This is a genomic window from Saccharococcus sp. Marseille-Q5394 (assembly GCF_946901335.1).
GTDB classification, from domain to species: Bacteria; Bacillota; Bacilli; order Bacillales_A; family Planococcaceae; genus Sporosarcina; species Sporosarcina luteola_C.
In genome coordinates, this window is record NZ_CAMPPQ010000002.1 from 579,503 (window position 1) to 602,500 (window position 22,998).

Consider the following 22,998-nt stretch of genomic DNA (forward strand, 5'->3'; position numbering starts at 1 on the left):
TTCCAATGCGAAGACACGTCAACAACATATAGAAAGGTCGAGGTGGAAAAGATGGCGAATGAAAAGGTTGATTTGAAAAAAATCATCTCCAACTTGGCGAAGTTGGGTGTTTCGGCAACAGCAACGAAATCCCGTATGGAAATGCTGAAAGCCCTCGCGCCACCTAAAAATGACCCGCAAATACAGTCATAACAAAAAATCTCCCGCATACTTGCATGCGAGAGATTTTTTTATGCTTTTATGGGACGTGTTATGCGTGAATTCAATGGTTTATGCGCGTTTACGATTGTTTATGCGTGGAAAAATAGATTTATGAGCCTTTCCAGCTGTTTATGCGTGGAAAAATGGATTTATGCGTTTTTCCAGCTGTTTATGCGCGAATAAAACAATTTATGCGTTTCTGCAGCAGGCGCCTTCCGCTGCCCGTTATTGTCTAGCTCCAGGCGCCAGATGCTCGGGTCATAAGTCACAGCTGCTGTGTGGCATAGACCGCCACTTCGCATCTTTGCCTTATGCCGGTCGCATCTAGGCAGGCGCCTTCCGCTTTTCTTTATTCCTCATCATCCGAGCTGAACATGTACGTCCGGTGATGGAATTTCATGCTGAAGACGAGGCCGATGGCGAGCATATTGCCCATCAATGAGCTGCCTCCGTAACTAATGAACGGGAGGGGAATACCCGTTATCGGCAATAGCTGGGTCGTCATGCCGATATTTTCAAATACGTGGAACGTGATCATTGCGATGATGCCAGCGCAAATGTATGTACTGAAAGGATCCTTCAGTTCGAGCGTGATCTTCGTCATATGATAAATCAGGAAGAAGTATAGGCAAATGACGAGGCTTGCGCCAATGAAGCCCCAGTCTTCCCCGATGACGCTGAAGATGAAATCGGTATGGCTTTCTGCGACATACACTTCGCGCCCTTTGAACCCTTTTCCGAATATCTCCCCTGATCCGATTGCGTTCAAGGAAGTGATGAGATGGAGCCCTTCATTCGACGCATAGGAATACGGATCGAGCCATGAATAGATCCGTTCAAAGTGGTACGGTTTGAAACCGAGCTTCGCCATAAATTCCTGCGCGTATAGTGCCATCCAAAGCAGTGTTCCTCCCAGAGTCGCAGTTACTGCGAAAATCGGTAGGATGATGCGCCAAGTGATGCCTGCCACGATGACCAATGCGACAGTGATGGCAATGAAGACGAGCCCGGTTCCTAAATCGGGCTGCAGCATGATGAACGAGAACGGAAGGAGGAAGACTGCGGCGATTTTACCGAGCAGCAAGAAATCGGTCTGTAACGTCTTTTCCAAATAGCGTTCGTGGTGATTCGTTATCGTGCGGGCCATGCCGATGATGAAAAACGTCTTCATGAATTCAGCGGGCTGGATGCTGCCGATGCCGAATGGAAGGTGGAACCAGCTTTTCGCGCCATTTCTGCGGGAGACAAGTTCCATGCTTTCAGGCAAAATGAAAAGCGTTACCAAGAGAAATACGCCGCCGCCGTAGATGATCCAGGCAGCTTTCTTATATTGTTCCGGCTCCAAGTACATTGTGATGGCGATTATGATAGAGCCGATGACATACCATTGGATCTGTGACGGGATGAAATTTACCGGAATGGAGTTTATCTTATATTGTCCTGTCGTCTGAGCGGATGCGATGGCGATGATGCTGATTACGAAGAATAGCAGCAGGATGAAAGCAAGCGGCCAATCGAATCGATCTACAGGTTTTTTATCTAAATTCATTTAATTCACCTTATCAGTTAGTTGGATTTTCAGGGAAACTACATATTATTATAACGGAAAACGGAGTGTTTGTACGTATATATCTATAAGTCAATTATCAAACTACTCGTGACACTAGCATACATATAGAGAAAGGAATCTTTCAAACTATAGTATAGCGCATGTAGTGCCTGTAATCATATCCTTCAAAGTGACGTCCTGTTGGGTAGGAAGTTGCCAAAAATGAAAAAGGTCCTTCCGGATCATCATATTATACGAACGGGTACGTCGTTTCGTGGTAAACTATAGGAACGAAAATCTAACGGTTAGTGAGGGAGATTTATGAAAAAGAAACTGGGTTTAGTGTATGGCGGCAAATCAGCTGAGCACGAAGTATCCCTATCAACTGCCACGGCGGTTACAAATGCGATTGACTTTGATAAATATGAAGTGATTCCTGTATATATAACGTATGAAGGCGAGTGGAGGAAAGGCGAGCCTCTCGCAGCTCCTGCCGAATCGATCGAGGAATTGCGGTTGGAACACGTTGGAGGAAAGCCCGACAGCATCCATGATTTTTTGAATGGAAACGGGACACCTGACATCATCCTTCCACTGTTGCACGGAACGAACGGGGAAGATGGAACGGTTCAAGGACTGTTTGAAGTGATGAACATCCCGTATGCAGGCAATGGCGTACTATCTTCTTCTGCGGGCATGGATAAAGTCGTCATGAAGCAGCTATTCGCACAAGCCGGACTGAAGCAAGTTCCTTACGTCCATTTCATCCGCACTCAATGGAAAAAGGACCAACAGTACTGGGTTGAAAAAATGGAGAAGGAATTGACGTTCCCGATGTTCGTTAAGCCTGCAAACTTGGGTTCAAGTGTAGGCATCAGCAAGGCGACGGATCATGAGAGCCTTATCGCCGCAGTCAATTTCGCTTTGAAATTTGATCGAAAAATTATCGTTGAGCAAGGAGTCACTGCGCGTGAAATCGAAGTCGGCATCCTTGGCAATGATGATCCGGCGTGTTCCGTCCTCGGGGAGATTAAACCCGTTGCGGCATTTTATGATTATGAAGCGAAATACCAGGATGGCAGTACGGAATTGCTCATTCCTGCCCCGGTGACTGACGAAGTGGAAACCACATTGAAGGATATGGCGATCCGTGCATTCAAAGTGCTTGATTGTGCAGGGCTCGTACGGGCTGACTTTTTCGTGACGGACGAGGATGAAGTGCTCATCAATGAGATCAACACGATGCCTGGCTTCACGCCGACGAGCATGTTCCCGCTGCTATGGCAGAATACAGGCACGTCCTATCCGGAATTGATTGACAGGCTGATTGAACTGGCACTAGAACGGCATGAAGAGAAGAAACAGATACAATATACAATGGATTGAGTGTGATAGATTGTGAAACGGTTATTGACAGTACTGGCAGAGTGGCTGCAAGCGGATGGGCAACTAATGGAAGATGTACGTGTAAGCGGGGTATCGATTGACACGCGTACCCTTAACGAGGGCGATCTGTTCATCCCGTTCCGCGGCGAACTGGTGAATGGCCACCAATTCGTCCGTCAAGCGATTGAAAAGGGCGCAGCTGCTTCACTGTGGATGAAAGATGAGCCTGGTGCTCCTGCTGACATCCCCCTCATTTTCGTCGATGACCCGGAACTCGCGCTGCAACAGCTAGCTCGTGCTTACCGGGAAGAGCTTGCGTGCAAGTTCATCGGCATTACCGGCTCGAACGGCAAGACGTCGACGAAGGATCTGGTTGCAAGCGTCCTTTCGCCGTATTTCAATGTTCGAAAGACGGAAGGCAATTTCAATAATGAATTAGGGTTGCCGTTGACGATTTTATCATTGGAAGAAGATACAGAAGTCGCCGTCCTTGAAATGGGGATGAGCGGTTTTAATGAAATTTCTTTCCTCTCGTATTTGGCAAAGCCGCACTATGCCGTCATTACAAATATCGGCGAAGCGCATTTGCAGGATCTCGGTTCCCGTGAAGGGATCGCAAAGGCGAAATTCGAAATCATCGATGGACTGCAAGAAGGCGGTGCTCTTTTCTATGATGGCGACGAACCATTATTGCATACGTTAGTATCGGCGCATCCTGAGCTGAGAGCGATCTCTTTCGGCCGCGGTGAGAAAACAGGTCTCTCTCTTATCTCAACTGAGTCGGGTGACGAAGGAAGCCGTTTTTCCGTTAAAGGAGTTCTCGATGGCAGTTTTACAATTCCTGTTTTCGGATCCCATCAAGTTAAAAACTCGCTCGTAGCGATATTGATCGCGCATGAACTTGGTCTCAGCCATGATCAGATCGAGGCGGCACTCCGTCAATCAAAGCTCACGGATATGAGGATGCAGCCTGTCGTCGCTGACAATGGAGCGTTGTTCATCAATGATGCATATAACGCCGCACCGACATCGATGAAGGCGGCACTGTCATTCCTTCAGGAAACGGGACTTCGCAAAGAAAAATGGGTCGTTTTGGGGGATATGCTGGAACTTGGCGAAAATGAACGGCATTACCATGAATCGATTGCCCAACAGCTTGGCACTATAAGCTTAAAGGGAATCCTTTTATTTGGACCGCGAATGAAATGGCTTTATGAAGAGCTGCAGAAAAATGGGAATGAAACAAAAGTCATCTGGTCGGAAAACAATTATGATCCGTTAATCGCGTCGCTTCTTTCATCCATCGACGGGAATTCCATCATTTTGTTGAAAGGGTCAAGAGGAATGGCGCTGGAAAGGATCATGGATGGTGTAATGCAAGCATGAAAACAGGTGTATTGTTCCTTCATGGATTTACCGGAGGAATGTTTGAAGTCCGTCCTTTCATTCATTATGTGGAGGAGAGGACGGATTGGATCACTTCCGTGCCGATACTGCCGGGACATGATTTTCCGGTCGATCTAAGCAAGGTTTCCGCGGAAAACTGGATGATGGAAGCGGAGCTTGCCCTCAACCGGTTGAGGAAGGAGACCGACCGCATCATCATTGTCGGCTTTTCGATGGGGGGCATCATCGCGCTTTATTTAGCTTTGCGCTACAAAATCGAAAAGCTTGTCCTTCTCAGTGCGGCGGCGAAGTATATCAGTCCGCGCATACTTCTCGCGGATGCGGCCGTTTTATTGACTGAATCCGTAACGAAAAGTTTTCCGCCGAACACGTTCTATCATTTGTACGACTATAAATTGCGGCATACGCCGCTCCGTGCTGCGAAGGAGTTCATGCGGGTCGTCAAAATGGTGGAACCGTATTACGGAAAGATCACGACGCCCGTCTGCGTAGTGCAGGGGAAAAAGGACGGCATCGTTCCGTTTTCGACAGGGGAGCATCTATTGCGCGCACTCGGATCTCAACAAAAGCAGCTGATTGTATCGGAAAACGGAAAGCACCATATTTGCTACAGTGACGATAACAACGAATGGTTTGCAAAGGTGTATGAATTCATGAAGAAAGAGTCACGTGAATTCTGATTATTACTTTTAAAGCGGATTGATTGCGGATAACCATCGGGCGTGATAAACTACTATGAGTATTGGATACATTTACACGAGACTCTTCCGGTGACGAAGAGTACTTTTTTTTGAATAAAAAGGTTTAACGTCTTCCGGGGCATTTTCCCGAAGCGAAACCCGATCGGCAAAGACAAGCTTTCCTTTTCACTATTGCCTCTGAATTTTTATGAAGTTCAACCCTTGAACTTTTATCCACTCCAGAGAATACAAAATATCGGAAACGTTCCCATAGAAGTTTAAGGCTCGAATTTGCCGTGCTTTCATTTGCAAATGTAACCAATTGCTAAATGAAGAAACCAAAGGAGATTGAGAAGTTTGACAAAATTTTCAGAACTTAATATTAGCGAATCCACACAAAGTGCTCTATCGCGCATGGGGTTTGAAGAAGCAACACCAATCCAAGAAGGTACTATCAGATTTGGCATGGAAGGCCGAGATGTCATCGGTCAAGCACAAACAGGTACGGGTAAGACTGCTGCTTTCGGGATTCCGATCATTGAGAAAATCGATGTGAACAATCCTGCAGTACAGGCATTAGTCATTGCACCGACACGTGAATTGGCGATTCAAGTATCCGAAGAAATTTATAAAATCGGATACGGAAGACGCGCTCGTGTATTATCTGTTTATGGTGGCCAAGAAATTGGTCGGCAAATTCGAGCATTACGCAATAATCCACAAATTATTGTCGGAACTCCGGGACGTATTCTTGACCATATCAACCGTAAAACGTTGAAACTGAACAATGTAAATACGCTCGTCCTTGACGAAGCGGATGAAATGCTTAACATGGGCTTCATCGAAGACATCAACACGATTTTGGCAAGTGTTCCAGATACTCGCCAGACACTTCTATTCTCTGCTACAATGCCTCCTGCAATCCGCAAAATTGCTGAGACATTCATGAAAGAGCCTGAAATTGTAAAAATCAAGTCAAAAGAAATGACTGTTGAGAACATCGACCAATACTTCGTTAAAGCACAAGAAAGAGAAAAGTTTGACGTACTTTCACGTCTGTTGAACGTTCACCAGCCTGAGCTTGCGATCGTATTCGGTCGTACGAAGCGCCGTGTCGATGAAGTGGCACACGCATTGAGCATCCGCGGCTACTTGGCAGAAGGAATCCATGGCGACTTAACACAAGCAAAACGGATGTCTGTTCTTCGCCAGTTCAAGGACAATAAAATCGACGTTCTCGTTGCAACAGACGTAGCGGCTCGAGGACTCGACATCTCTGGTGTCACACACGTTTACAACTTCGATATTCCACAAGATCCAGAAAGCTATGTACACCGTATCGGCCGTACAGGACGTGCTGGTAAAAGCGGTATGGCGATTACATTCGTAACGCCGCGTGAAATGGGTTATCTCCGTACCGTCGAGGAAACGACGAAAAAACGGATGACTCCACTTCAGCCGCCAACAGAAGATGAGGCATTGATCGGTCAGCAACGTCTTGCGATGGAACAGCTAGCTGAGATCATCGAGAAAAATGAATTGACTGATTACCAACCATTGGCAGCAGAACTTCTTCAGAAATTTGATGCGAAGGATATTGTTGCGGCTGCAGTCAGATCATTGACGAAAGAACCGGACGATACACCTGTTAAAATTACGGAAGAACGCCCATTGCCTTCCCGTAATTCGGGCTCACGTGACCGTGGCGGCTATAAAGGCAGCCGTGGCGGCGGACGTTCACACGGAGGCGGACGCGGTTATGGCGGAGGCGGCGGTTCACGTCGTGGAAGCCGTGACGGCGGAGGCGGACGTAGAGACCGTTCAAGTAGTTCTAGAGGCAAATCGGATAGATAATAATACCCCCGGAGATGACAACCTCATCCCCGGGGTTTTTTTAATATATAATTGAAACATTATCAGGATTGCTACGTATACAATGGAAGAATAGAAAGAGGTGTTGTGAATGAGAGCTCAACCTGCTAACAGGATATCTCCGAAAGGTTTGAAAGTCTGGCGATTATACGGCTGGATTCAAACAATCATTCTCGCTTTGGTGGCCATCGGCGTCGGCGTGCTTGTATACATATTTGAATGGCCGTGGTGGATCTACCCGCTGGAAGCAGCTGTACTCCTCCTATTCGCTTATTTCATCATCATTTTATTCCCGAAGGTGAGATGGATGAGGTGGCGGTATGAAGTGAGGGAGTCCGAAATCGAATTGCAACATGGTCTGTTCATTGTGAAACGGACATTGATCCCAATGGTGCGCGTACAGCACGTTGATACATCCCAAGGTCCGATCTTGCGGAAGTACGGTTTGGCTGAAATATCGATTTCGACAGCAGCCACGGTCCATACGATTCCGGCATTGATCATGGCGGAGGCGGATGAACTGCGCGGCAGGATTTCCGTGCTTGCAAGGGTGGCGGAAGATGATGTCTGAACAACGTTATAAGCTCCATTGGATCACAGCAGTTATTGAAACGCTCAAAACGTTGAAAGAGGCAATCCTTCCGCTTGTCGTTCTGATTTTTGCAAATGGATTCAAAGGTGGAGGGACAGGTCTCTGGTATGTGGATTATTTATCCTTCATCATTTTCGGTGTGTTGATCATCAGTTTGTTCGTAAGCGGAGTCATCAAGTGGAAGCGTTTTGAGTACTGGTTCGAAGACGATGAACTTCGAATCGAGTCAGGTTTATTCGTGAAAAAGAAAAGGTATATCCCTTTCGACCGGATCCAAAGCTTGGACTATACGGAAGGGATTTTCCACCGACCTTTCGGGCTTGTGAAAGTGAAAGTGGAAACAGCGGGCAGTTCTAACGCGAAGCAGGCAGAAGGGGAATTAACTGCGATAACCAAAGAAGCCGCTAAGCGTGTGGAAACCGAAATGGCTGAAGCGAAGAAGCGGCAAAGGGAAATGCCTGTCGCAGATGGAGAAATGGTCTCTCCAATAGAAGAGATGCCGATTGAAGAGGAATTGAATTTCCGTAAAATGTTCACGATGACATCGAAAGACCTGTTGGTGCTTGCCACAACTTCCGGAGGTGTAGGTGTCATACTGTCCGGGGTGGCGATCTTCCTCTCGCAATTTGGGGAACTGCTTCCGTTCGAGTGGATGTTCGAAGAGATATCTGCATTCATCAAGTTCGGTGTGTTGATTGTGGTGGTTGCTGTTTTCCTCGGTTTGCTCGGTGTGTGGATCCTATCTGTCGGAATGACACTCCTTTCCCATTACAATTTCACAGTTGAAATGAATGAGGAAGACATTGTTATTACGAGGGGATTACTAGAAAAGAAGAAAGTGACCGTGCCTCTGAAAAGGATCCAAAGCGTCGTAGTCGTCGAGAATCCGGTCAGGAAGTTATTCGGTTATGCAACGGTATCTATCCATAGTGCTGGGGGCGGGATTGGCCAAAGCTCGAAGATCAATTTATTCCCGATTGTGAAAAGGGATAGGGTATTGACGTATTTGGAGGATGTCTTCCCCGACTTGTATTTGGAAGAGCCTGCGAATAGGCTTACTGCAAAAGGCAGGCCGTTCTATTATCGCATCGACTTTTTGTGGATGCTGCCTATTATCGGGGCGCTTACGTATTTCTTCTTCCCGTACGGCCTGTTCTCGCTCGCAATCATCCCAGTCATTATTGCGCTCGGCATTTGGCAGCACCGCTCCGCCGCATATGATATTACCGGAAATCAGCTGACGTTTCGGTTTAGGGGAATCAGTTTGCAAACGGCATATATGAAAAAGAAGCGGATTCAGTCCATGGAAATGAAACAAAGCTACTTCCATAGACGAAAAGGCGTTGCGACGGTCATCGCCAACATTAAATCCGGTATGGGCGTCTTTCACGCAAGCGTGCATCATATGGATGTCGAAGACGCGGAGAGGATTTTCAATTGGTATGAAAAAGGAGTATCAACTATTGACGAATGAAAAAAAGCCTGCGTATTGCTCGCAGGCTTTTCGTGTGTGATGCTCGCAAAAGCCGTTCTTCGTAACGGCTAGTGCAAAGATGTGCTCGTAACGCTGTGCTTTTACTCGCAAAAGCCGTTCTTCGTAACGGCTTTTATTATCGTCTCCAACTTACAATCCGTTTTGGGCTAAAGTAGCTAAGACCGATGATGAAGCCGACAATCAGCCCTGCGATATGCCCGATGACATTGACGCCGGGTTGAAGGAAGGTCATAATCACGCTAATGACGATGATCGGCAGCATAATTTGACGCAGCTGGGGAAATGCATTTTTCGTATAATAGACGAGTGCGCCGAATGCGCCGAAAATGCCGAATATCGCGCCGCTCGCTCCGACATGGGCGAAATCAGTTCCTCCGAGGAAGAAAGAGGCGACATTGGCGAAAATGCCTGACAGAAGGTAGATTGTCAGGAAGCGCGCCTTGCCGGCAACACGTTCAAGCTCAGGGCCGAAGATGAACAAGGAAAACATATTGAACAGAAGATGCATGAGCCCTGCATGTAAAAACATCGGCGTGACGAGACGCCACCATTCCCCGGCGGAAATCGCTGAATTGATTCCTACACCCATATAATATAAATACCGGCTCCCTTGGATTGGAAGGCTCGTCGCAATGAAAATGAGGATATTCATTGCTAACAGCGCGGTTACAAACGGATACAAACGGATATACTGGGAAAAGTTCTCTCTTCGTATAAACACTTTTTTCACCTGACCTTTGGTTTTATTATACATAGTTTATGATTGGATAAGAAGTGCGAACTACCATTACAAAACGTGAATGAAAAGGATGGATAAAATGATAGCAGGCATCGGATTGGATATCGTGGAATTGGATCGTATAGCAACACTAGATGAGAGGTCGGACAAATTCAGGTTGCGCATCCTCACGAAAAAAGAGCTGCGGCTATATGAAACACTGTCGCCGAACCGGAAGAATGAATTCCTCGCCGGGCGATTTGCGGCGAAAGAGGCGTTTGGGAAAGCGAAAGGCACGGGAATTGGAAGAGATTGCAGGTTCGATCAAATTGAAATTCTCCCAGAGCCGTCCGGGAAACCGATATTGTATTTTGACGGTGCGAGAGTTGCGGGCTTCGTATCCATCACCCATACACGCACGGTTGCAGCTGCGCAAGTCATTTTAACTTATTCAGCAAACACCGCTGGATAGGGGAACTCAGGCTAAGGGCGCGGCGTCTCGAAAGTGCCTTAATTTCTGCAAAGAACGCAGAAATACAGCAAATCGAACCCTTCGCTGTTCGATTGGCAACGCCTGAGTGACCAACATCACGTTGGCCCAAAGACACCGGCGGATGTCACGGATTTTTAAGGGAGTAATAGGAAGGCAGTCTAAAACCGCGACGTCCTGTCGCGACGACTGCATGACCTACTTCCTGTAGGCCTCAAGCTCGATAAAAATCCGGACGCAATTACGTCGAGACGTAATTGATTAGAAAATAATCATGCCAATGTAAACAAGCTAGCATAAATGACTGTCCACTCTCATAAGATGACCTACCCGATTGAAATGAGAAAGGATGAACTGTATGCGCAGCCGAATTTTTGTTTTATTGCTAGTTGCAATCATGACACTGCTAGCAGCTTGTGGATCACCGTCTAAAGAGGATGTCATGAAGAAGCTCAGTGGGAAGTGGAACGAGGCGAAAGGGTACGAATTGCAGGCGACGATGGAAATCAAAACAGGTTCTGAACCCAGGGTGTACGATGTAACTGTATGGCATACGAAACCTGATTTTTACAAAGTGAATGTTTCGCAAGCGGGGAGCCAAGATTCCCAGATGATCGTCAGAAATGAAGAAGGTGTTTTTGTCATCACGCCGTCACTCGGAAAAACGTATAAGTTCCAAAGTGATTGGCCGACGCAAAACAGCATGCCGTACTTGATCGGCACTTTGTCGGACGACATCAAGGCGGATAAGAATTCCACGATGCAAGAAAAGGATAAGACGTATGTATTCGAAACAGCATCAAGGAATAATCATAAGAAAGTCCTTCCGATGCAGCAGATCCATATTGATAAGAAAACATTGCTGCCGAAGTACGTATCCGTCATGGATGAAAACAAGGAAGAGAAAATCCGTGTAACGTTCAATAAAATAGCACTTGGCGTAGAGCATAAGGCAGCCGAATATCAAGTTGATATGGAAAAGGCCCAACCAGATAAAAAATCGCAATCGACTGAAGATGGCCAAACAGGTATGATGAAGTACTATCCGAACCTGAATTGGGAAGGAACGGTCGTTGAAGAAGAAATGGTCGCTACAGAAAACGGAACAAGATTTTTCACGACATTCGGCGGCGGAGACAAGGAATTCATTGTCGTGCAGGAACCGGCAGAAACTCCGGATAATCAAATGGCAGTTTCTATCGAAGGGGACCCGGTCGACTTGGGCTTCACTGTGGCGGCATTGACGAATAACTCGATCCGCTGGGAGCAGGACGGAGTGGCGTTCTTTGTCGCATCATCCACATTGACGGCTGACGAGTTGATTGAAGTCGCATCTTCGATGAGTCCTGAAGATAGCAAATAAGAATTCATTGACGTGAAAAGCTCATAGGCTTGATAATAGTGTCATCCAGAGAAAAATGAGGGATTCATATGGAGAATTATCGTCCTACTAAGGCAAGCGTCAATTTACAAGCGATACAAGAGAATATCGAAAACTTGAAGCGGTATTTACCTCGCCAAACATCCGTCATAGCCGTCGTGAAAGCGGACGGCTATGGGCATGGGGAGGTCGAAGTGGCACGTGCCGCAATTGCTGCGGGAGCCCGGATGGTGTCGGTAGCGACGCCTGACGAGGCCTTACATTTGCGCGATAGCGGCATTACCGCAGATATCCTCGTAATGGGTTTGTCTCCGGTCGGATTTGCAGAAAGGGCCGCAACGCTAGGAATCCATGTCGCTGTTTCGGATGCCGGATGGCTTCGTCAGGCGGCCAATCTTGTTAAGGAAGCCGATCGTCCGTTGCGTGTTCATGTGAAAATTGACAGCGGTATGGGCCGGATCGGTCTGCGGGATGAAACTGCACTTCAGGATATTGTTGAAGTAATTGAAGGGTCGAATAACATCCGTCTTGTAGGCGCCTTCACTCATTTCGCCTGCGCGGATGAGGAGGATTCTTGTGAAACGGAGGAACAATTCAATCGTTTCATGGAGTTGGTGGCTGAGTTTCCGCAAAGACCTCCCCTTGTCCATGCTTCGAATAGTGCAGCGGCTTTGCTTTATCCGCAATATGCGCTCGATGCCGTACGTTTTGGCATCAGTCTATACGGCATCGCACCTTCCTCTTACGTAGGGACGAAATTGCCGTTTGACCTGAAGAAAGCGTTCACGCTTGAAACAGAATTAGCGTATGTGAAAAAGCTCGGGAAGGGCGAAAGAATCAGCTATGGTGGAACCTATGAAACAAAGCGCGATGAGTGGATCGGCACGTTGCCGATCGGCTATGCAGACGGCTTGAAACGCGGGCTGCGCGACCAGGATGTGTTGATTGGCGGCGAACGGATGCCAATCGTCGGAACGATCTGCATGGACCAATGCATGGTGAAACTGCCGCGCGAATTTGCTGCCGGAGAAAAAGTGACATTGATCGGCAGGCAAGGTGATAAGGAAATCACGATGGAGGAATGGGCGGACCGACTCGGGACGATTCCATATGAAGTCGCGGTGACAATTGGAAAACGCGTTCCGAGAATATATTGAACCTAACATGGATAAGATGTACGCAGTTCCATCTTTCGACAAATGACCACATTATTTGAAGATTCTTGTCAATAAAAATCCTTCTTTGTCTTCTCATTGTCGAAGTTCAATGGTAAGATAGACTTTGAATAGAATCGATCGAGGGAACGGGGTCTGTCGGAGGTGCTAGAATTGCGAGAGAAAAACATAAAAATCGTAAAAGTATCGAAGGGGAATGAAATTGAACATACGGCCGTCCATCAAGAGCCGGAGCGCGGAGAATTCGCTTATGTTTCAACGAAGCGGTATATGTCTAGTCATGAAGCGGATACGATCCGTGAAGCGATGATGATCGGCTACGTTGAAATGTCGCAAATCAACTTACGAATCGCAAAGGAATGCTTGCATGCGGAGCTCGAAGCCCAGCATACGGTGGAACGTCTCGTAAGCGGAGGATGAAAAGTTGGCAATAAAACGTGGGGACGTCTTTTTTGCAGACCTGTCACCCGTCGTTGGTTCCGAACAGGGAGGGACGAGACCGGTGCTTGTCATCCAGAATGATATAGGCAACCGGTTCAGCCCGACAGTGATCGTTGCAGCGATCACTGCACAAATCCAGAAGGCTAAATTGCCGACACATGTCGAAATTGATGCGGAACGGTATGGTTTCGAGCGGGATTCCGTGATCCTGCTCGAACAAGTCCGCACGATCGATAAGTCGAGGCTGACGGATAAAATTACCCATTTGGATGAACCATTGATGGAAAAGGTTGACGAAGCGCTGGAAATTAGCTTCGGGCTTGTTAAATTTTGAATACATATGTAAAAGCACTGCGGACCTCGTCTTCCGGAGTGTTTTTTTATTTTGCAATGGTTTTATCATGGGGAGTTGGTAAATAGATGTCTATTTCATCTTTTTTCTGTACAATGGTCATATGGGATTTTCATTTTGGCGAGGAGGCATTTTAACATATGAATAAAATAATGGTAGAAGGCATCAATCAGAACATGGACGAAATCATCGGGCGTTGGATCAGGAGGATGAAAGAGGAAAAAGGGGAACGTTTTTTCCACTTCATGCCTGATCACCTTGTCGAAAAAACGAGTAGGGAATTTGCGGAGCTTATGACTTCCAACATTACCGACTCATCCGCTGCGAATACTGAAAGAATCAGCGACTTCACCGAGAAAGTCGTCCGTTTCGGCTGGGCGATCAAATTCGTCAATAAAGCAATCGACAATTTTTCAGATGTCGTATTCGAATTTCTGGAGGAGCAGGAGATCATCAACGAAGGAAACCTACGTTCTTTCAATATCATCTTCAAAAATTGGATTAATCCTTTACGGGAAAGCATTATCGATGCCTATTCCACGGAATGGGAACGGACGGTCAGCTTGCAGAAAATCGCATTGCAAGAGTTGTCCGCTTCACTAATTCCAGTATTCGACAAGATTTCAGTCATGCCTTTAGTAGGGACGATCGACACGGAACGCGCGAAGTTGATCATGGAGAACCTTTTGGAAGGCGTAGTAAGCCAGCGGGCTGAAGTGGTGCTGCTCGATATTACAGGAGTCCCGGTCGTAGATACGATGGTTGCGCATCATATTATCCAAGCGGCGGAAGCGGTGCGTTTGGTAGGTGCGAAATGCATGCTTGTCGGCATCCGTCCTGAAATTGCACAGACGATTGTCGCCTTGGGCATCAATCTTCATGAATTCACGACGAAAAGCACATTGCAAAGGGGAATGCAGGCAGCTTTGGGAATGACAAATCGAGCAATCGTGGAGGTGGAAGCAAATTGAATGCACGTATACCGATCTTAAAATTGAATGAAGTCTTAATCGTGTCAATTCAATGGGAGCTGGATGACCAGACGGCCATTCAATTTCAGGAAGACCTATTGAATAAAATGCATAAAACTGCAGCTCTTGGCGTTGTAATCGACTTGACGCCGATTGATTTCATTGATTCCTTCATCGCAAAAGTCTTGGGGGATGTGATCAATATGACAGGTTTGATGGGCGCGAAAGTTGTAATCACCGGTATTCAGCCTGCAGTTGCCATCACATTGATTGAGCTTGGAATCCGCTTGAGTAATGTAATGACTGCGCTAGATTTGGAAAACGGTTTGGACAAACTTTATAAAGAATTGGAGGCCTGACAATGAACTTTAGGTCTTCTGTAGAGATAATTACGGAATGGGATATCGTTGCTGCAAGGCAATTAGGGCGTAACGAAGCAAAGAAGGCCGGTTTCGGAACCGTCGACCAAGCTCGCATCACGACCGCAATCAGCGAACTGGCGAGAAATATTTATCTGTATGCCGGAAAAGGGAAGATTGAGATTGAAAGAGTGACTGATGATGGGAAGTTCGGCATCAAAATCATCGCTACTGATGAAGGTCCAGGAATCCCTGATCTGCGTAAAGTGATGGAAGACGGCTTTTCGACATCTGGCGGCCTTGGAGCAGGAATGCCTGGAGTGAAACGGCTTATGGACGAGTTCAAAGTCGTTTCGGAAAACGGGGCTGGAACGACCATAACGACAACAAAATGGCTTCATTGAGGAGGTGATAGTGGATGCCACAAGAAGTCGGCAGGCAGTATAAGGAAATTATGGGGAAATATTTGGAGAGCCCGAGCGAAGAGGATCTCTACGTCGGACAGCAATTCAGCAGGCGTTTCATTGAAAAGGAAATTGCGCCTGAGGATGTCATAAGCATCCACAAAACCGCATTAATCGAGCTGCATCCAGAGTTGCAGGATGAAGTGTGGGACTCCTTGGATTTCCTGATCGAGATGATGATCCATTATGGTCTCACATTACGTGAGCACCAAAGCCTCATCCGTAAACAGGAAGCGATCCAAATGGAGATGAATGTCGCGACGAAAGTGCAGGACACACTTCTGAAGACGAAGATGCCATGTGTCAGCGGCCTGGACGTTGGATACATCTCGCAGCCCGCTACACAGATGAATGGTGATTACGTCTATTTCCTGAATAAGGCGCACGAATCGGGCGTTGCTGTAGCGGACGTGATCGGTAAAGGGATTCCTGCCGCATTATGCATGTCCATGATTAAATTCGGTATGGACGGTTTGCCTGATGGAAATACGAGCCCGCAGAATGTCCTTGGCATCATCAACCGCATTGTCGAAAAGAGTGTCGACGACTCGATGTTCATCTCAATGTTCTATGGTAAATACAATGCTGAAGATACGACATTCTCTTACGCATCAGCGGGTCATGAACCAGCATTGCATTTCAATAACGACACAGGGGTATTTTCGGAATTGGATGCCAAGGGATTGCTTCTCGGCGTCAAACCGGATACCGAATATGAGGAGCGATCGGTCGTATTAAACGATGGGGACTTCATTGCAATGATGACGGATGGCGTCACTGAAACGAGGACGGAAGAAGGATTCATCGACATGAATGCAATCCAAAATCTACTTCGTGACGTGAAAGACAAGTCGGCTCAGCAAATTGCAGAATATGTCTATCATCATCTTGCGGAACTTCAAAACTATCGATTGAGCGACGACTTCACAATTGTCATTTTCAAAAAAGAGCCGGAACAGGTTTAACTTTTTGAGTGGCGGGTATGTAAGGTTGTAGTGTATTAACCAATACAAATATCGAGAGTCGGGGTGCAGGAAATGAATTTACAAGTTGAGTTACTAGAACAAAATAGTGTTCAATATTTCAAGGTTGTCGGGGAGATTGATGCGTTTACGGCACCTGTTCTACGGGAGCGTCTGGCAGCTGTTGAAAATGTCCAAGGTTTGAAGGCGGAGTTGGATCTATCCGAAGTGGACTATATGGACAGTACAGGCCTCGGTGTTTTCGTAGGTTTCTATAAGGCTGTTTCCGCTAACGGCGGGCATGTAAAGATCACGGGCTTGAACAAACGGTTGAACCGCCTGTTTGAAATTACCGGTCTGAATGAAATTATCGATATTGAACAGAAGGAAAGTGAGGACAATAATGCAACATTATGATTATATAGAAATCAAGATACCCGCCAAAGCCCAATATGTCGGTGTTGCAAGATTGATGATTTCAGGCATTGCAAGTCGGCTCGGGTTTACATACGATGACATCGAAGACTTGAAAATCGCTTCAAGTGAAGCAATTACAAATGCTGTCCAACATGCTTACGGCCAGGACGAGGATGGCGAAGTCGTAGTCGGGTGTGCATTGTATGAAGAGCGGTTGGAGATCATGATTGCGGATCACGGAACAAGCTTCGACTTTGAAGAGACGAAAAAACATATCGGACCATATAGCGACACATCAGATGCCCGTTTCCAGCGCGAAGGGGGACTTGGGCTTTATTTGATGGAGACGCTCATGGATGAAGTGAAATTTCATCACGAGGAGGGCGTGACGGTCTTTATGACCAAATATCTCGGCAGAGAGCGAGGCGAAGAAGATGTCAAACGAACAGCCAACTCATAAGCCGGATACGAAAGAGAAAGTGTTGGAATGGATCAGGCAGTACCAGGAGACGAACGACGATGAAGCGCAGACGAATCTCGTCCTTCACTACGAACGGCTCGTCCATTCCATCGCCCGCAAATATTCAAACGGAAAGCCATACCATGAAGATATCGTCCAAGTAGGTATGCTCGGTCTCCTCGGGGCTATCCGCAGATATGACCCGGACCTCGGACGCAGCTTCGAAGCATTTGCCGTGCCGACAATTGTCGGGGAAATCAAACGGTTCCTGCGTGATAAAACTTGGGCAGTCCATGTCCCACGCCGCATCAAGGAACTCGGTCCGAAGATTAAGGCTGCGGTCGAAGCATTGACGATTGAAATGCAACGTTCGCCGCTCGTAAGTGAAATCGCGGAATACTTGGGCACCGATGAAGAATTGGTACTTGAAGCGATGGAGATGGGGAGGAGCTACCAAGCCCTATCGATGGACCATACGCTCGAAGCCGATTCGGAAGGCGGCACAGTCACCTTGTTCGATATTATTGGAGAATCGGATGACGGATTTGAGAGGACGGACCATCGACTGGTCGTTGCAAATGCTCTTAATGTGTTGTCGGAACGCGAAAAGCAGATTATCCAATATACATATATTGAGCAAATGAGCCAGAAGGAAGCGGGGGAACGACTCGGTATTTCGCAAATGCATGTATCTAGATTGCAACGGAAAGCGATTAAAAAACTTCAAGAAGCCATAATGGCAGCTGGTGGTGCATCGTAGTGGAAGTGTTCAAAAATGATCATGTAGAGGCATACATCTATAACGCAGCGAAGCATGGCAATATCGAGTCGGGAGATACGTATTATATTCATTCCGAAGAGGACTACTTCATCTGTGCGATTGCCGACGGGTTGGGAAACGGTAAAGTCGCAAGGCAATCCGCGGAAGTGATTCCTGAAGTTCTTGAACACTTTCACCACGAATCGCTAGACGAATTGCTGAGCCGCTGCAATGAATATATGGTGCAGAAACGCGGAGCAGCCGTAGCAATCGTGCGTGTCAACTATAAGGACGGCACGATCGAATACAGCTGTATCGGTAATGTCAGGATGTATATTCTGCACGGTCGTGAAAAGATGATCTATCCTTTGCCTGTCATGGGATATTTATCAGGAAGGCCGCAAAAGATGAATACCCAGACATACAAGTACGAAGTTGGCGATCTGTTTTTCCTTCATTCGGACGGAGTGACGCTGAACAGCCCGAAAGCAAGTTTGAAACAGAGCACCAACGCATATGAGTTGTACAATATCGTAAAAGAATCGGCACAATCCGGCGACGATGCCACATTCATCGCCGGCAGCCTGCTTCAGTAAACTGAAGCAGGTTTTTTCATGTGCAGGAATGGAGTAAGGATACATGGAAATGGTAAACTGAGATAAGTATAGAAAGGGTGGGAATGAATGACGAACAGTCTAATAGAAGCAACAGCCAAAAGAGCGTCGATTAGTAAGAAACAAACCGCCAATGTCATCTCTCTTCTCGACGAAGGCAACACGGTCCCTTTCATCGCAAGATACCGGAAAGAAGCGACCGGTTCACTCGATGAAGTGGAAATCAAAGCGATTGAAGATGCGTACCATTATGAAAAGGGGCTAGAACAACGGAAAGAGGAAGTCATCCGGTTAATTGAAGAGCAGGGGAAATTGACTGACGAGCTGAAAAAGGAAATCCATTCAGCAACCGTATTGCAACGCATTGAAGATCTGTATAGGCCGTACAAGCAGAAAAGACGTACGCGTGCGATGATTGCGATTGAAAGTGGACTCGAACCGCTGGCGGACAAGTTGATGGCATTCGGTCCGGATAATCCGGAAGACCTTGCCGCGGCTTTCGTGAATGAAGAGAAAGCGGTCGCATCCATCGACGAGGCGCTTGCAGGAGCGCGCGATACTATCGCAGAACGAATTGCGGATGACGCTGCACTCCGGGAAAGCGTGCGGAAACTTGCTTGGTCCGATGGCCAAATGGCTTCCATGCTCCGTAAAGGGGCCGAGGATGAACGCGGTGTGTATGAAATGTATTACGAATATGAAGAGCCACTGAAAAAGATTGTCCCTCACCGTGTACTTGCGTTGAATAGGGGAGAAAAAGAAGAGGTTCTGCGTGTAGGCGTGGCATTCCCAGCGGAGCGTATCATCGGTGTCCTTGAGCGCGAATTGATCAAAAAACAACAATCCCCATCCGCTGTGCACGTTAAAGAGGCGACAGAAGATGCATTCAAACGGCTGATTGCTCCGTCTGTCGAGCGGGAAATCAGGACAGCGCTGACAGAAAAGGCGGAAGCCCAAGCGATCCATGTATTCTCGGAAAACTTGAAGAGTCTTCTATTGCAACCACCTTTAAAAGGCAGGATGGTGTTGGGCGTCGATCCGGCTTTTCGTTCAGGCTGTAAATTGGCGGTCATTGACGAAACAGGGAAGATGCTTGAAGTGTCGGTTATTTATCCCCACCCTCCGAAAGCGGATAAGGAAGCTTCGAAGAAAATGATTCTTTCAACTCTCGCCAAATATAAGATCCCGATCATCGCAATTGGCAACGGAACAGCCTCAAGAGAAACGGAGAAATTCATTGCGGACTGCATCAAGGAATCGAAAGAGCCAGTTTCGTATGTCATCGTCAATGAAGCGGGGGCAAGTGTCTACTCGGCATCGGCCCAGGCGCGGGAAGAATTCCCTGACCTCCAAGTCGAACAGCGGAGCGCTGTTTCCATTGCGCGGAGATTGCAGGACCCATTATCCGAACTCGTCAAAATCGATCCTGAATCGATCGGCGTCGGCCAATACCAGCATGACGTGGCACGGAAAAAACTGTCCGATTCGCTATCGTTTGTAGTTGAAACCGCGGTGAACCGGGTAGGTGTGAACGTGAACACCGCTTCTTCATCTTTACTGCAATACGTGGCGGGTCTTTCGAAGACAGTAGCGGAAAACATCGTCAAGGCGCGTGAAGAGGAAGGGCTGTTCCAAAAACGGACGCAGCTGAAAAAGGTTCCGCGTCTCGGAGCGAAGACATATGAACAGGCAATCGGCTTCCTTCGCATACCGGAAGCGAAAGACCGATTTGACTCTACCGGACTTCATCCCGAAAGCTATATGACGGCAGAGCAGGTGCTCGCGGAAGCCGGAGTGGACAAGAGTTTGTTAGGGAAGGAAGAGGCAGTGAGTGCTCTAACCGCATTGGATGTCCCGGCATTAGCTACAAAATTCGATATCGGTGAAGTGACGTTGCGCGATATTATCGACACATTGAAGCGACCGAACCGCGATCCTCGTGACGACTACCCGCAGCCGCTGTTGAAAGCGGACGTACTCGATATGAAAGACTTATATGAAGGACTTGAGATGCAAGGGACTGTCCGGAACGTCGTAGACTTCGGTGCATTCGTCGATATCGGTGTATCGGAAGACGGACTCGTCCACATTTCGAAATTGAAAAAAGGGTTCGTCAAGCATCCGCTCGATGTAGTCGCATCCGGCGACATCGTGACCGTCTGGGTGGAAGGTGTAGATAAAAATAAAGGCAGAATCTCGTTGACGATGATTCCTCCGAAAGGGAAGTAAGCCGCGATCGTGAAAACCGGCATGGAACAACGTGACTTGCAGCAACTCGTCCAACAATTATCCATAGAAGCTTTCGGAAAACCATTCAGACATGAAGCGCGTTTCAACGCCCGCCTCCGAACAACGGGCGGGCGCTACAAACTGCTCGACGGATCTATTGAAATCAACCCGACTGTTTTAGCGCTTTACGATTTGGATGAACTAATCGGCATCATCAAGCATGAACTTTGCCATTACCATCTCCATCAAGAAGGAAAAGGATATAGACATGGAGATGCGGACTTCAAAAAGCTGTTGCGGGAAACCGGCTCGCCAAGATATTGCAAGCCGCTAGGGAAGGCAACTAGCAAACCGAAGAAGATCCATCTCTATCAATGTAAATCATGTCGATTGGAATATAGACGCAAAAGAAAAATGGATGTGCGGAAATATAGATGCGGCAAATGCGCCGGAGAAATCATCCTGCTTCAATAATAAGCAATCGCTGCAGAAAGCCGGCGATTTACGCATAAATCCGTAAAATCACGCATAAATTGAAGTAGATACGCATAAATCGAATTACACGCGCATAAAGTCAGCGAACTACGCATAAAACTAATTAGACACGCATAATGTCTAAGAATCACGCATAAAACGATTCGGAAGTTAACAAAGGATGAAGGGAAGTGCTATATTTTCCTTCATCTTATTTATTTTTGCTTAATGATTTGAAATTAAGAGCTGAGTCAGGCGGTTGCGGAGAGTTTTCAGTCGGTTTTGCTGCCGTATCAGGCGGTTCGGGTAAACTTTCAGGCGGTACGGGAGAGGTTACAGGCGTTATCGAGAATACATAAGGCGCTCAGGATGAGTTATCAGGCGGTCGAATCTGAGAGGACGATTATCTTTTTCATCATCAATTAAATAGTGCATGTCCCATTACATCGCTCTTTAAGACGCGCTGCTATAAGTGTCTTTAGCTGTTACAAAAAATAATTCAATAAAACTGTTGACGAAAGGATGATGAGTGTCTATAATAGGAAAAGTCGATTAGGGAATGACATTGAAACAAAATAAACTCCCTTCTCCAATTAAATAGATGGCCCCTTGGTCAAGCGGTTAAGACACCGCCCTTTCACGGCGGTAACACGGGTTCGAATCCCGTAGGGGTCACCAACTTTTATGTATAACTTCCATGTTTATGTACAAAGTAAAAAGGGGGAAGAAATTAAGCCCTGCGATTTACAAAGTATCGAGTATGTAAGTTGATCAAATTGTTGGGGTATAGCCAAGCGGTAAGGCAACGGACTTTGACTCCGTCATTCGTTGGTTCGAATCCAGCTACCCCAGCCAAACTTTTTAAACGCTCCACGTTTAAAAAGTTTTGCGAGAAACGCCTCCGGCGTTTGGAGCAAATCGCTTTTAGTACCCAAAGCAACACGAGTACTAAACAGAAATCGGTTTTAACACCCAAGCCAAAAAAGTCTTCATATATAAGGTTTCACAAAAACCTAACATCAAGACAATACAACAAGCACGAGCCATTAGCTCAGTTGGTAGAGCATCTGACTTTTAATCAGAGGGTCGCAGGTTCGAATCCTGCATGGCTCACCATTCTTTCAAAAAAACTATTGACATCTTTACTGAGAGTAGTATAATAAAGTGTGTCGCAAATAATGCGGTAGTGGCGGAATGGCAGACGCGCTAGGTTGAGGGCCTAGTGGGGGTTAACCCCGTGGAGGTTCAAGTCCTCTTTACCGCACCATATTCCATATAATAAAACCGAGCGCCCGTAGCTCAATTGGATAGAGCGTCTGACTACGGATCAGAAGGTTATGGGTTCGACTCCTGTCGGGCGCGCCAAATTTTATACGCGGGTGTAGTTTAGTGGTAAAACCTCAGCCTTCCAAGCTGATGATGAGGGTTCGATTCCCTTCACCCGCTCCATTAATTAATTTCAAAATAACGCTTGACGCGTTAGTGAGAAAATGTTATACTAGAATAGTTGCTGCAAGAGAGCAGCGCAATGAACCTTGAAAACTGAACA

25 protein-coding genes and 6 tRNA genes are annotated in these 22,998 nt (G+C 46.9%); 29 read left to right on the forward strand and 2 right to left on the reverse strand.

The genetic code is table 11. From position 1 onward, the window contains the following. The first annotated feature begins 51 nt into the window (after window positions 1-51). Window positions 52-192, forward strand: a complete 141-nt coding sequence (locus OC538_RS13465) for an Lmo0850 family protein (RefSeq protein ID WP_262177808.1) — start codon at window positions 52-54, stop codon at window positions 190-192. A 358-nt stretch (window positions 193-550) separates the two neighbouring features. On the opposite strand, the gene OC538_RS13470 is transcribed toward OC538_RS13465, so the two are convergent. Then, window positions 551-1,750, reverse strand: a complete 1,200-nt coding sequence (locus OC538_RS13470; protein WP_251695341.1) for an FtsW/RodA/SpoVE family cell cycle protein — start codon at window positions 1,748-1,750, stop codon at window positions 551-553. 321 nt (window positions 1,751-2,071) lie between these two features. On the opposite strand from OC538_RS13470, the gene OC538_RS13475 reads away from it, so the two are divergent. The 6 genes from OC538_RS13475 (at window position 2,072) to OC538_RS13500 (ending at window position 9,161) form a co-directional block, all read left to right on the forward strand. After that, the gene (locus tag OC538_RS13475) at window positions 2,072-3,136 is read left to right on the forward strand and encodes a D-alanine--D-alanine ligase (RefSeq protein WP_251695340.1); all 1,065 of its coding nucleotides are present in this window, start codon (window positions 2,072-2,074) and stop codon (window positions 3,134-3,136) included. Between the two features lie 12 nt (window positions 3,137-3,148). Next, window positions 3,149-4,522 carry a UDP-N-acetylmuramoyl-tripeptide--D-alanyl-D-alanine ligase gene (gene murF / locus OC538_RS13480; protein WP_262176207.1) on the forward strand — a complete coding sequence of 458 codons (1,374 nt, stop codon included), beginning with the start codon at window positions 3,149-3,151 and terminating at the stop codon, window positions 4,520-4,522. Further along, the gene (locus tag OC538_RS13485; RefSeq protein WP_262176209.1) at window positions 4,519-5,223 is read left to right on the forward strand and encodes an alpha/beta hydrolase; all 705 of its coding nucleotides are present in this window, start codon (window positions 4,519-4,521) and stop codon (window positions 5,221-5,223) included. The genes murF and OC538_RS13485 overlap by 4 nt, the downstream gene beginning before the upstream one ends. Window positions 5,224-5,580: 357 nt before the next feature. Next, window positions 5,581-7,077, forward strand: a complete 1,497-nt coding sequence (locus tag OC538_RS13490; RefSeq protein WP_251695337.1) for a DEAD/DEAH box helicase — start codon at window positions 5,581-5,583, stop codon at window positions 7,075-7,077. A 109-nt stretch (window positions 7,078-7,186) separates the two neighbouring features. After that, window positions 7,187-7,666, forward strand: coding sequence for a PH domain-containing protein (locus tag OC538_RS13495; RefSeq protein ID WP_262176210.1), 480 nt, complete (start codon window positions 7,187-7,189; stop codon window positions 7,664-7,666). After that, window positions 7,659-9,161 carry a PH domain-containing protein gene (locus OC538_RS13500; RefSeq protein ID WP_262176212.1) on the forward strand — a complete coding sequence of 501 codons (1,503 nt, stop codon included), beginning with the start codon at window positions 7,659-7,661 and terminating at the stop codon, window positions 9,159-9,161. The genes OC538_RS13495 and OC538_RS13500 overlap by 8 nt, the downstream gene beginning before the upstream one ends. 136 nt (window positions 9,162-9,297) lie before the next feature. Here OC538_RS13500 and OC538_RS13505 read toward each other — a convergent pair whose 3' ends face one another. Next, complete coding sequence (locus OC538_RS13505) at window positions 9,298-9,903, reverse strand: rhomboid family intramembrane serine protease (protein ID WP_251695334.1); 606 nt, start codon at window positions 9,901-9,903, stop codon at window positions 9,298-9,300. A 97-nt stretch (window positions 9,904-10,000) separates the two neighbouring features. On the opposite strand from OC538_RS13505, the gene acpS reads away from it, so the two are divergent. The 22 genes from acpS to OC538_RS13615 all read left to right on the forward strand — a co-directional run bounded on the left by acpS (window position 10,001) and on the right by OC538_RS13615 (window position 22,898). Continuing rightward, window positions 10,001-10,372 carry a holo-ACP synthase gene (gene acpS, locus OC538_RS13510; RefSeq protein ID WP_262176214.1) on the forward strand — a complete coding sequence of 124 codons (372 nt, stop codon included), beginning with the start codon at window positions 10,001-10,003 and terminating at the stop codon, window positions 10,370-10,372. A 376-nt stretch (window positions 10,373-10,748) separates the two neighbouring features. Then, a complete protein-coding gene (locus OC538_RS13515; protein ID WP_251695333.1) occupies window positions 10,749-11,753 on the forward strand; it encodes a LolA family protein in 1,005 nt (334 codons plus the stop codon). Window positions 11,754-11,821: 68 nt separating this feature from the next. Beyond that, on the forward strand, window positions 11,822-12,928 hold the full coding sequence (alr, locus tag OC538_RS13520; RefSeq protein ID WP_262176216.1) for an alanine racemase: 1,107 nt from the start codon (window positions 11,822-11,824) through the stop codon (window positions 12,926-12,928). 171 nt (window positions 12,929-13,099) lie between these two features. Beyond that, window positions 13,100-13,366 (forward strand): transcriptional regulator, encoded by a 267-nt coding sequence (locus OC538_RS17930; protein WP_285847147.1) that lies wholly within the window; start codon window positions 13,100-13,102, stop codon window positions 13,364-13,366. A 4-nt stretch (window positions 13,367-13,370) separates the two neighbouring features. After that, on the forward strand, window positions 13,371-13,721 hold the full coding sequence (locus tag OC538_RS13530) for a type II toxin-antitoxin system PemK/MazF family toxin (protein WP_060205884.1): 351 nt from the start codon (window positions 13,371-13,373) through the stop codon (window positions 13,719-13,721). 158 nt (window positions 13,722-13,879) lie between these two features. Further along, entirely contained in the window at window positions 13,880-14,710 is an 831-nt protein-coding gene (locus tag OC538_RS13535; RefSeq protein WP_262176239.1) for an RsbT co-antagonist protein RsbRA, read from the forward strand. After that, window positions 14,707-15,069 (forward strand): STAS domain-containing protein, encoded by a 363-nt coding sequence (locus OC538_RS13540; protein ID WP_251695330.1) that lies wholly within the window; start codon window positions 14,707-14,709, stop codon window positions 15,067-15,069. Before OC538_RS13535 ends, OC538_RS13540 begins: the two co-directional genes overlap by 4 nt. A gap of 2 nt (window positions 15,070-15,071) precedes the next feature. Then, window positions 15,072-15,473 carry an anti-sigma regulatory factor gene (locus OC538_RS13545; protein ID WP_262176245.1) on the forward strand — a complete coding sequence of 134 codons (402 nt, stop codon included), beginning with the start codon at window positions 15,072-15,074 and terminating at the stop codon, window positions 15,471-15,473. Between the two features lie 14 nt (window positions 15,474-15,487). Then, window positions 15,488-16,498, forward strand: a complete 1,011-nt coding sequence (locus tag OC538_RS13550) for a PP2C family protein-serine/threonine phosphatase (RefSeq protein WP_262176249.1) — start codon at window positions 15,488-15,490, stop codon at window positions 16,496-16,498. A gap of 72 nt (window positions 16,499-16,570) precedes the next feature. Then, window positions 16,571-16,912, forward strand: coding sequence for an anti-sigma factor antagonist (locus tag OC538_RS13555; RefSeq protein WP_251695327.1), 342 nt, complete (start codon window positions 16,571-16,573; stop codon window positions 16,910-16,912). Then, window positions 16,899-17,372 carry an anti-sigma B factor RsbW gene (gene rsbW / locus OC538_RS13560; RefSeq protein ID WP_285847146.1) on the forward strand — a complete coding sequence of 158 codons (474 nt, stop codon included), beginning with the start codon at window positions 16,899-16,901 and terminating at the stop codon, window positions 17,370-17,372. The genes OC538_RS13555 and rsbW overlap by 14 nt, the downstream gene beginning before the upstream one ends. After that, the gene (gene sigB / locus OC538_RS13565; RefSeq protein WP_251695326.1) at window positions 17,347-18,132 is read left to right on the forward strand and encodes an RNA polymerase sigma factor SigB; all 786 of its coding nucleotides are present in this window, start codon (window positions 17,347-17,349) and stop codon (window positions 18,130-18,132) included. Before rsbW ends, sigB begins: the two co-directional genes overlap by 26 nt. Continuing rightward, window positions 18,132-18,728: a PP2C family serine/threonine-protein phosphatase gene (locus OC538_RS13570; RefSeq protein WP_251699361.1), complete on the forward strand. Its 597-nt coding sequence runs from the start codon at window positions 18,132-18,134 to the stop codon at window positions 18,726-18,728. Before sigB ends, OC538_RS13570 begins: the two co-directional genes overlap by 1 nt. 87 nt (window positions 18,729-18,815) lie before the next feature. Next, window positions 18,816-20,975, forward strand: a complete 2,160-nt coding sequence (locus tag OC538_RS13575) for a Tex family protein (RefSeq protein WP_262176263.1) — start codon at window positions 18,816-18,818, stop codon at window positions 20,973-20,975. Between the two features lie 21 nt (window positions 20,976-20,996). Then, window positions 20,997-21,449 (forward strand): SprT family protein, encoded by a 453-nt coding sequence (locus OC538_RS13580; RefSeq protein WP_251695877.1) that lies wholly within the window; start codon window positions 20,997-20,999, stop codon window positions 21,447-21,449. A 191-nt stretch (window positions 21,450-21,640) separates the two neighbouring features. Beyond that, the gene (locus tag OC538_RS13585) at window positions 21,641-21,808 is read left to right on the forward strand and encodes a hypothetical protein (protein WP_262176266.1); all 168 of its coding nucleotides are present in this window, start codon (window positions 21,641-21,643) and stop codon (window positions 21,806-21,808) included. A gap of 244 nt (window positions 21,809-22,052) precedes the next feature. Continuing rightward, window positions 22,053-22,127, forward strand: a tRNA-Glu gene (locus OC538_RS13590). Window positions 22,128-22,229: 102 nt separating this feature from the next. Continuing rightward, window positions 22,230-22,304 (forward strand) — tRNA-Gln (locus OC538_RS13595). A gap of 185 nt (window positions 22,305-22,489) precedes the next feature. Next, window positions 22,490-22,565, forward strand: a tRNA-Lys gene (locus OC538_RS13600). A gap of 64 nt (window positions 22,566-22,629) precedes the next feature. After that, window positions 22,630-22,716: transfer RNA gene (locus OC538_RS13605), tRNA-Leu, on the forward strand. Between the two features lie 21 nt (window positions 22,717-22,737). Further along, window positions 22,738-22,814: transfer RNA gene (locus tag OC538_RS13610), tRNA-Arg, on the forward strand. A 10-nt stretch (window positions 22,815-22,824) separates the two neighbouring features. Further along, window positions 22,825-22,898: transfer RNA gene (locus OC538_RS13615), tRNA-Gly, on the forward strand. The last annotated feature ends 100 nt before the right edge of the window (window positions 22,899-22,998 follow it).

Coding starts and splice junctions, on each gene's coding strand:
- alr (WP_262176216.1), top strand. CDS start 11,822: ATGGAGAATTATCGTCCTACTAAGGCAAGCGTCAATTTACAAGCGATA.
- OC538_RS13465 (WP_262177808.1), top strand. CDS start 52: ATGGCGAATGAAAAGGTTGATTTGAAAAAAATCATCTCCAACTTGGCG.
- OC538_RS13550 (WP_262176249.1), top strand. CDS start 15,488: ATGCCACAAGAAGTCGGCAGGCAGTATAAGGAAATTATGGGGAAATAT.
- OC538_RS13580 (WP_251695877.1), top strand. CDS start 20,997: ATGGAACAACGTGACTTGCAGCAACTCGTCCAACAATTATCCATAGAA.
- OC538_RS13545 (WP_262176245.1), top strand. CDS start 15,072: ATGAACTTTAGGTCTTCTGTAGAGATAATTACGGAATGGGATATCGTT.
- OC538_RS13515 (WP_251695333.1), top strand. CDS start 10,749: ATGCGCAGCCGAATTTTTGTTTTATTGCTAGTTGCAATCATGACACTG.
- OC538_RS13485 (WP_262176209.1), top strand. CDS start 4,519: ATGAAAACAGGTGTATTGTTCCTTCATGGATTTACCGGAGGAATGTTT.
- acpS (WP_262176214.1), top strand. CDS start 10,001: ATGATAGCAGGCATCGGATTGGATATCGTGGAATTGGATCGTATAGCA.
- OC538_RS13575 (WP_262176263.1), top strand. CDS start 18,816: ATGACGAACAGTCTAATAGAAGCAACAGCCAAAAGAGCGTCGATTAGT.
- OC538_RS13555 (WP_251695327.1), top strand. CDS start 16,571: ATGAATTTACAAGTTGAGTTACTAGAACAAAATAGTGTTCAATATTTC.
- OC538_RS13470 (WP_251695341.1), bottom strand. CDS start 1,750: ATGAATTTAGATAAAAAACCTGTAGATCGATTCGATTGGCCGCTTGCT.
- OC538_RS13495 (WP_262176210.1), top strand. CDS start 7,187: ATGAGAGCTCAACCTGCTAACAGGATATCTCCGAAAGGTTTGAAAGTC.
- rsbW (WP_285847146.1), top strand. CDS start 16,899: ATGCAACATTATGATTATATAGAAATCAAGATACCCGCCAAAGCCCAA.
- OC538_RS13535 (WP_262176239.1), top strand. CDS start 13,880: ATGAATAAAATAATGGTAGAAGGCATCAATCAGAACATGGACGAAATC.
- OC538_RS13500 (WP_262176212.1), top strand. CDS start 7,659: ATGTCTGAACAACGTTATAAGCTCCATTGGATCACAGCAGTTATTGAA.
- sigB (WP_251695326.1), top strand. CDS start 17,347: ATGTCAAACGAACAGCCAACTCATAAGCCGGATACGAAAGAGAAAGTG.
- OC538_RS13475 (WP_251695340.1), top strand. CDS start 2,072: ATGAAAAAGAAACTGGGTTTAGTGTATGGCGGCAAATCAGCTGAGCAC.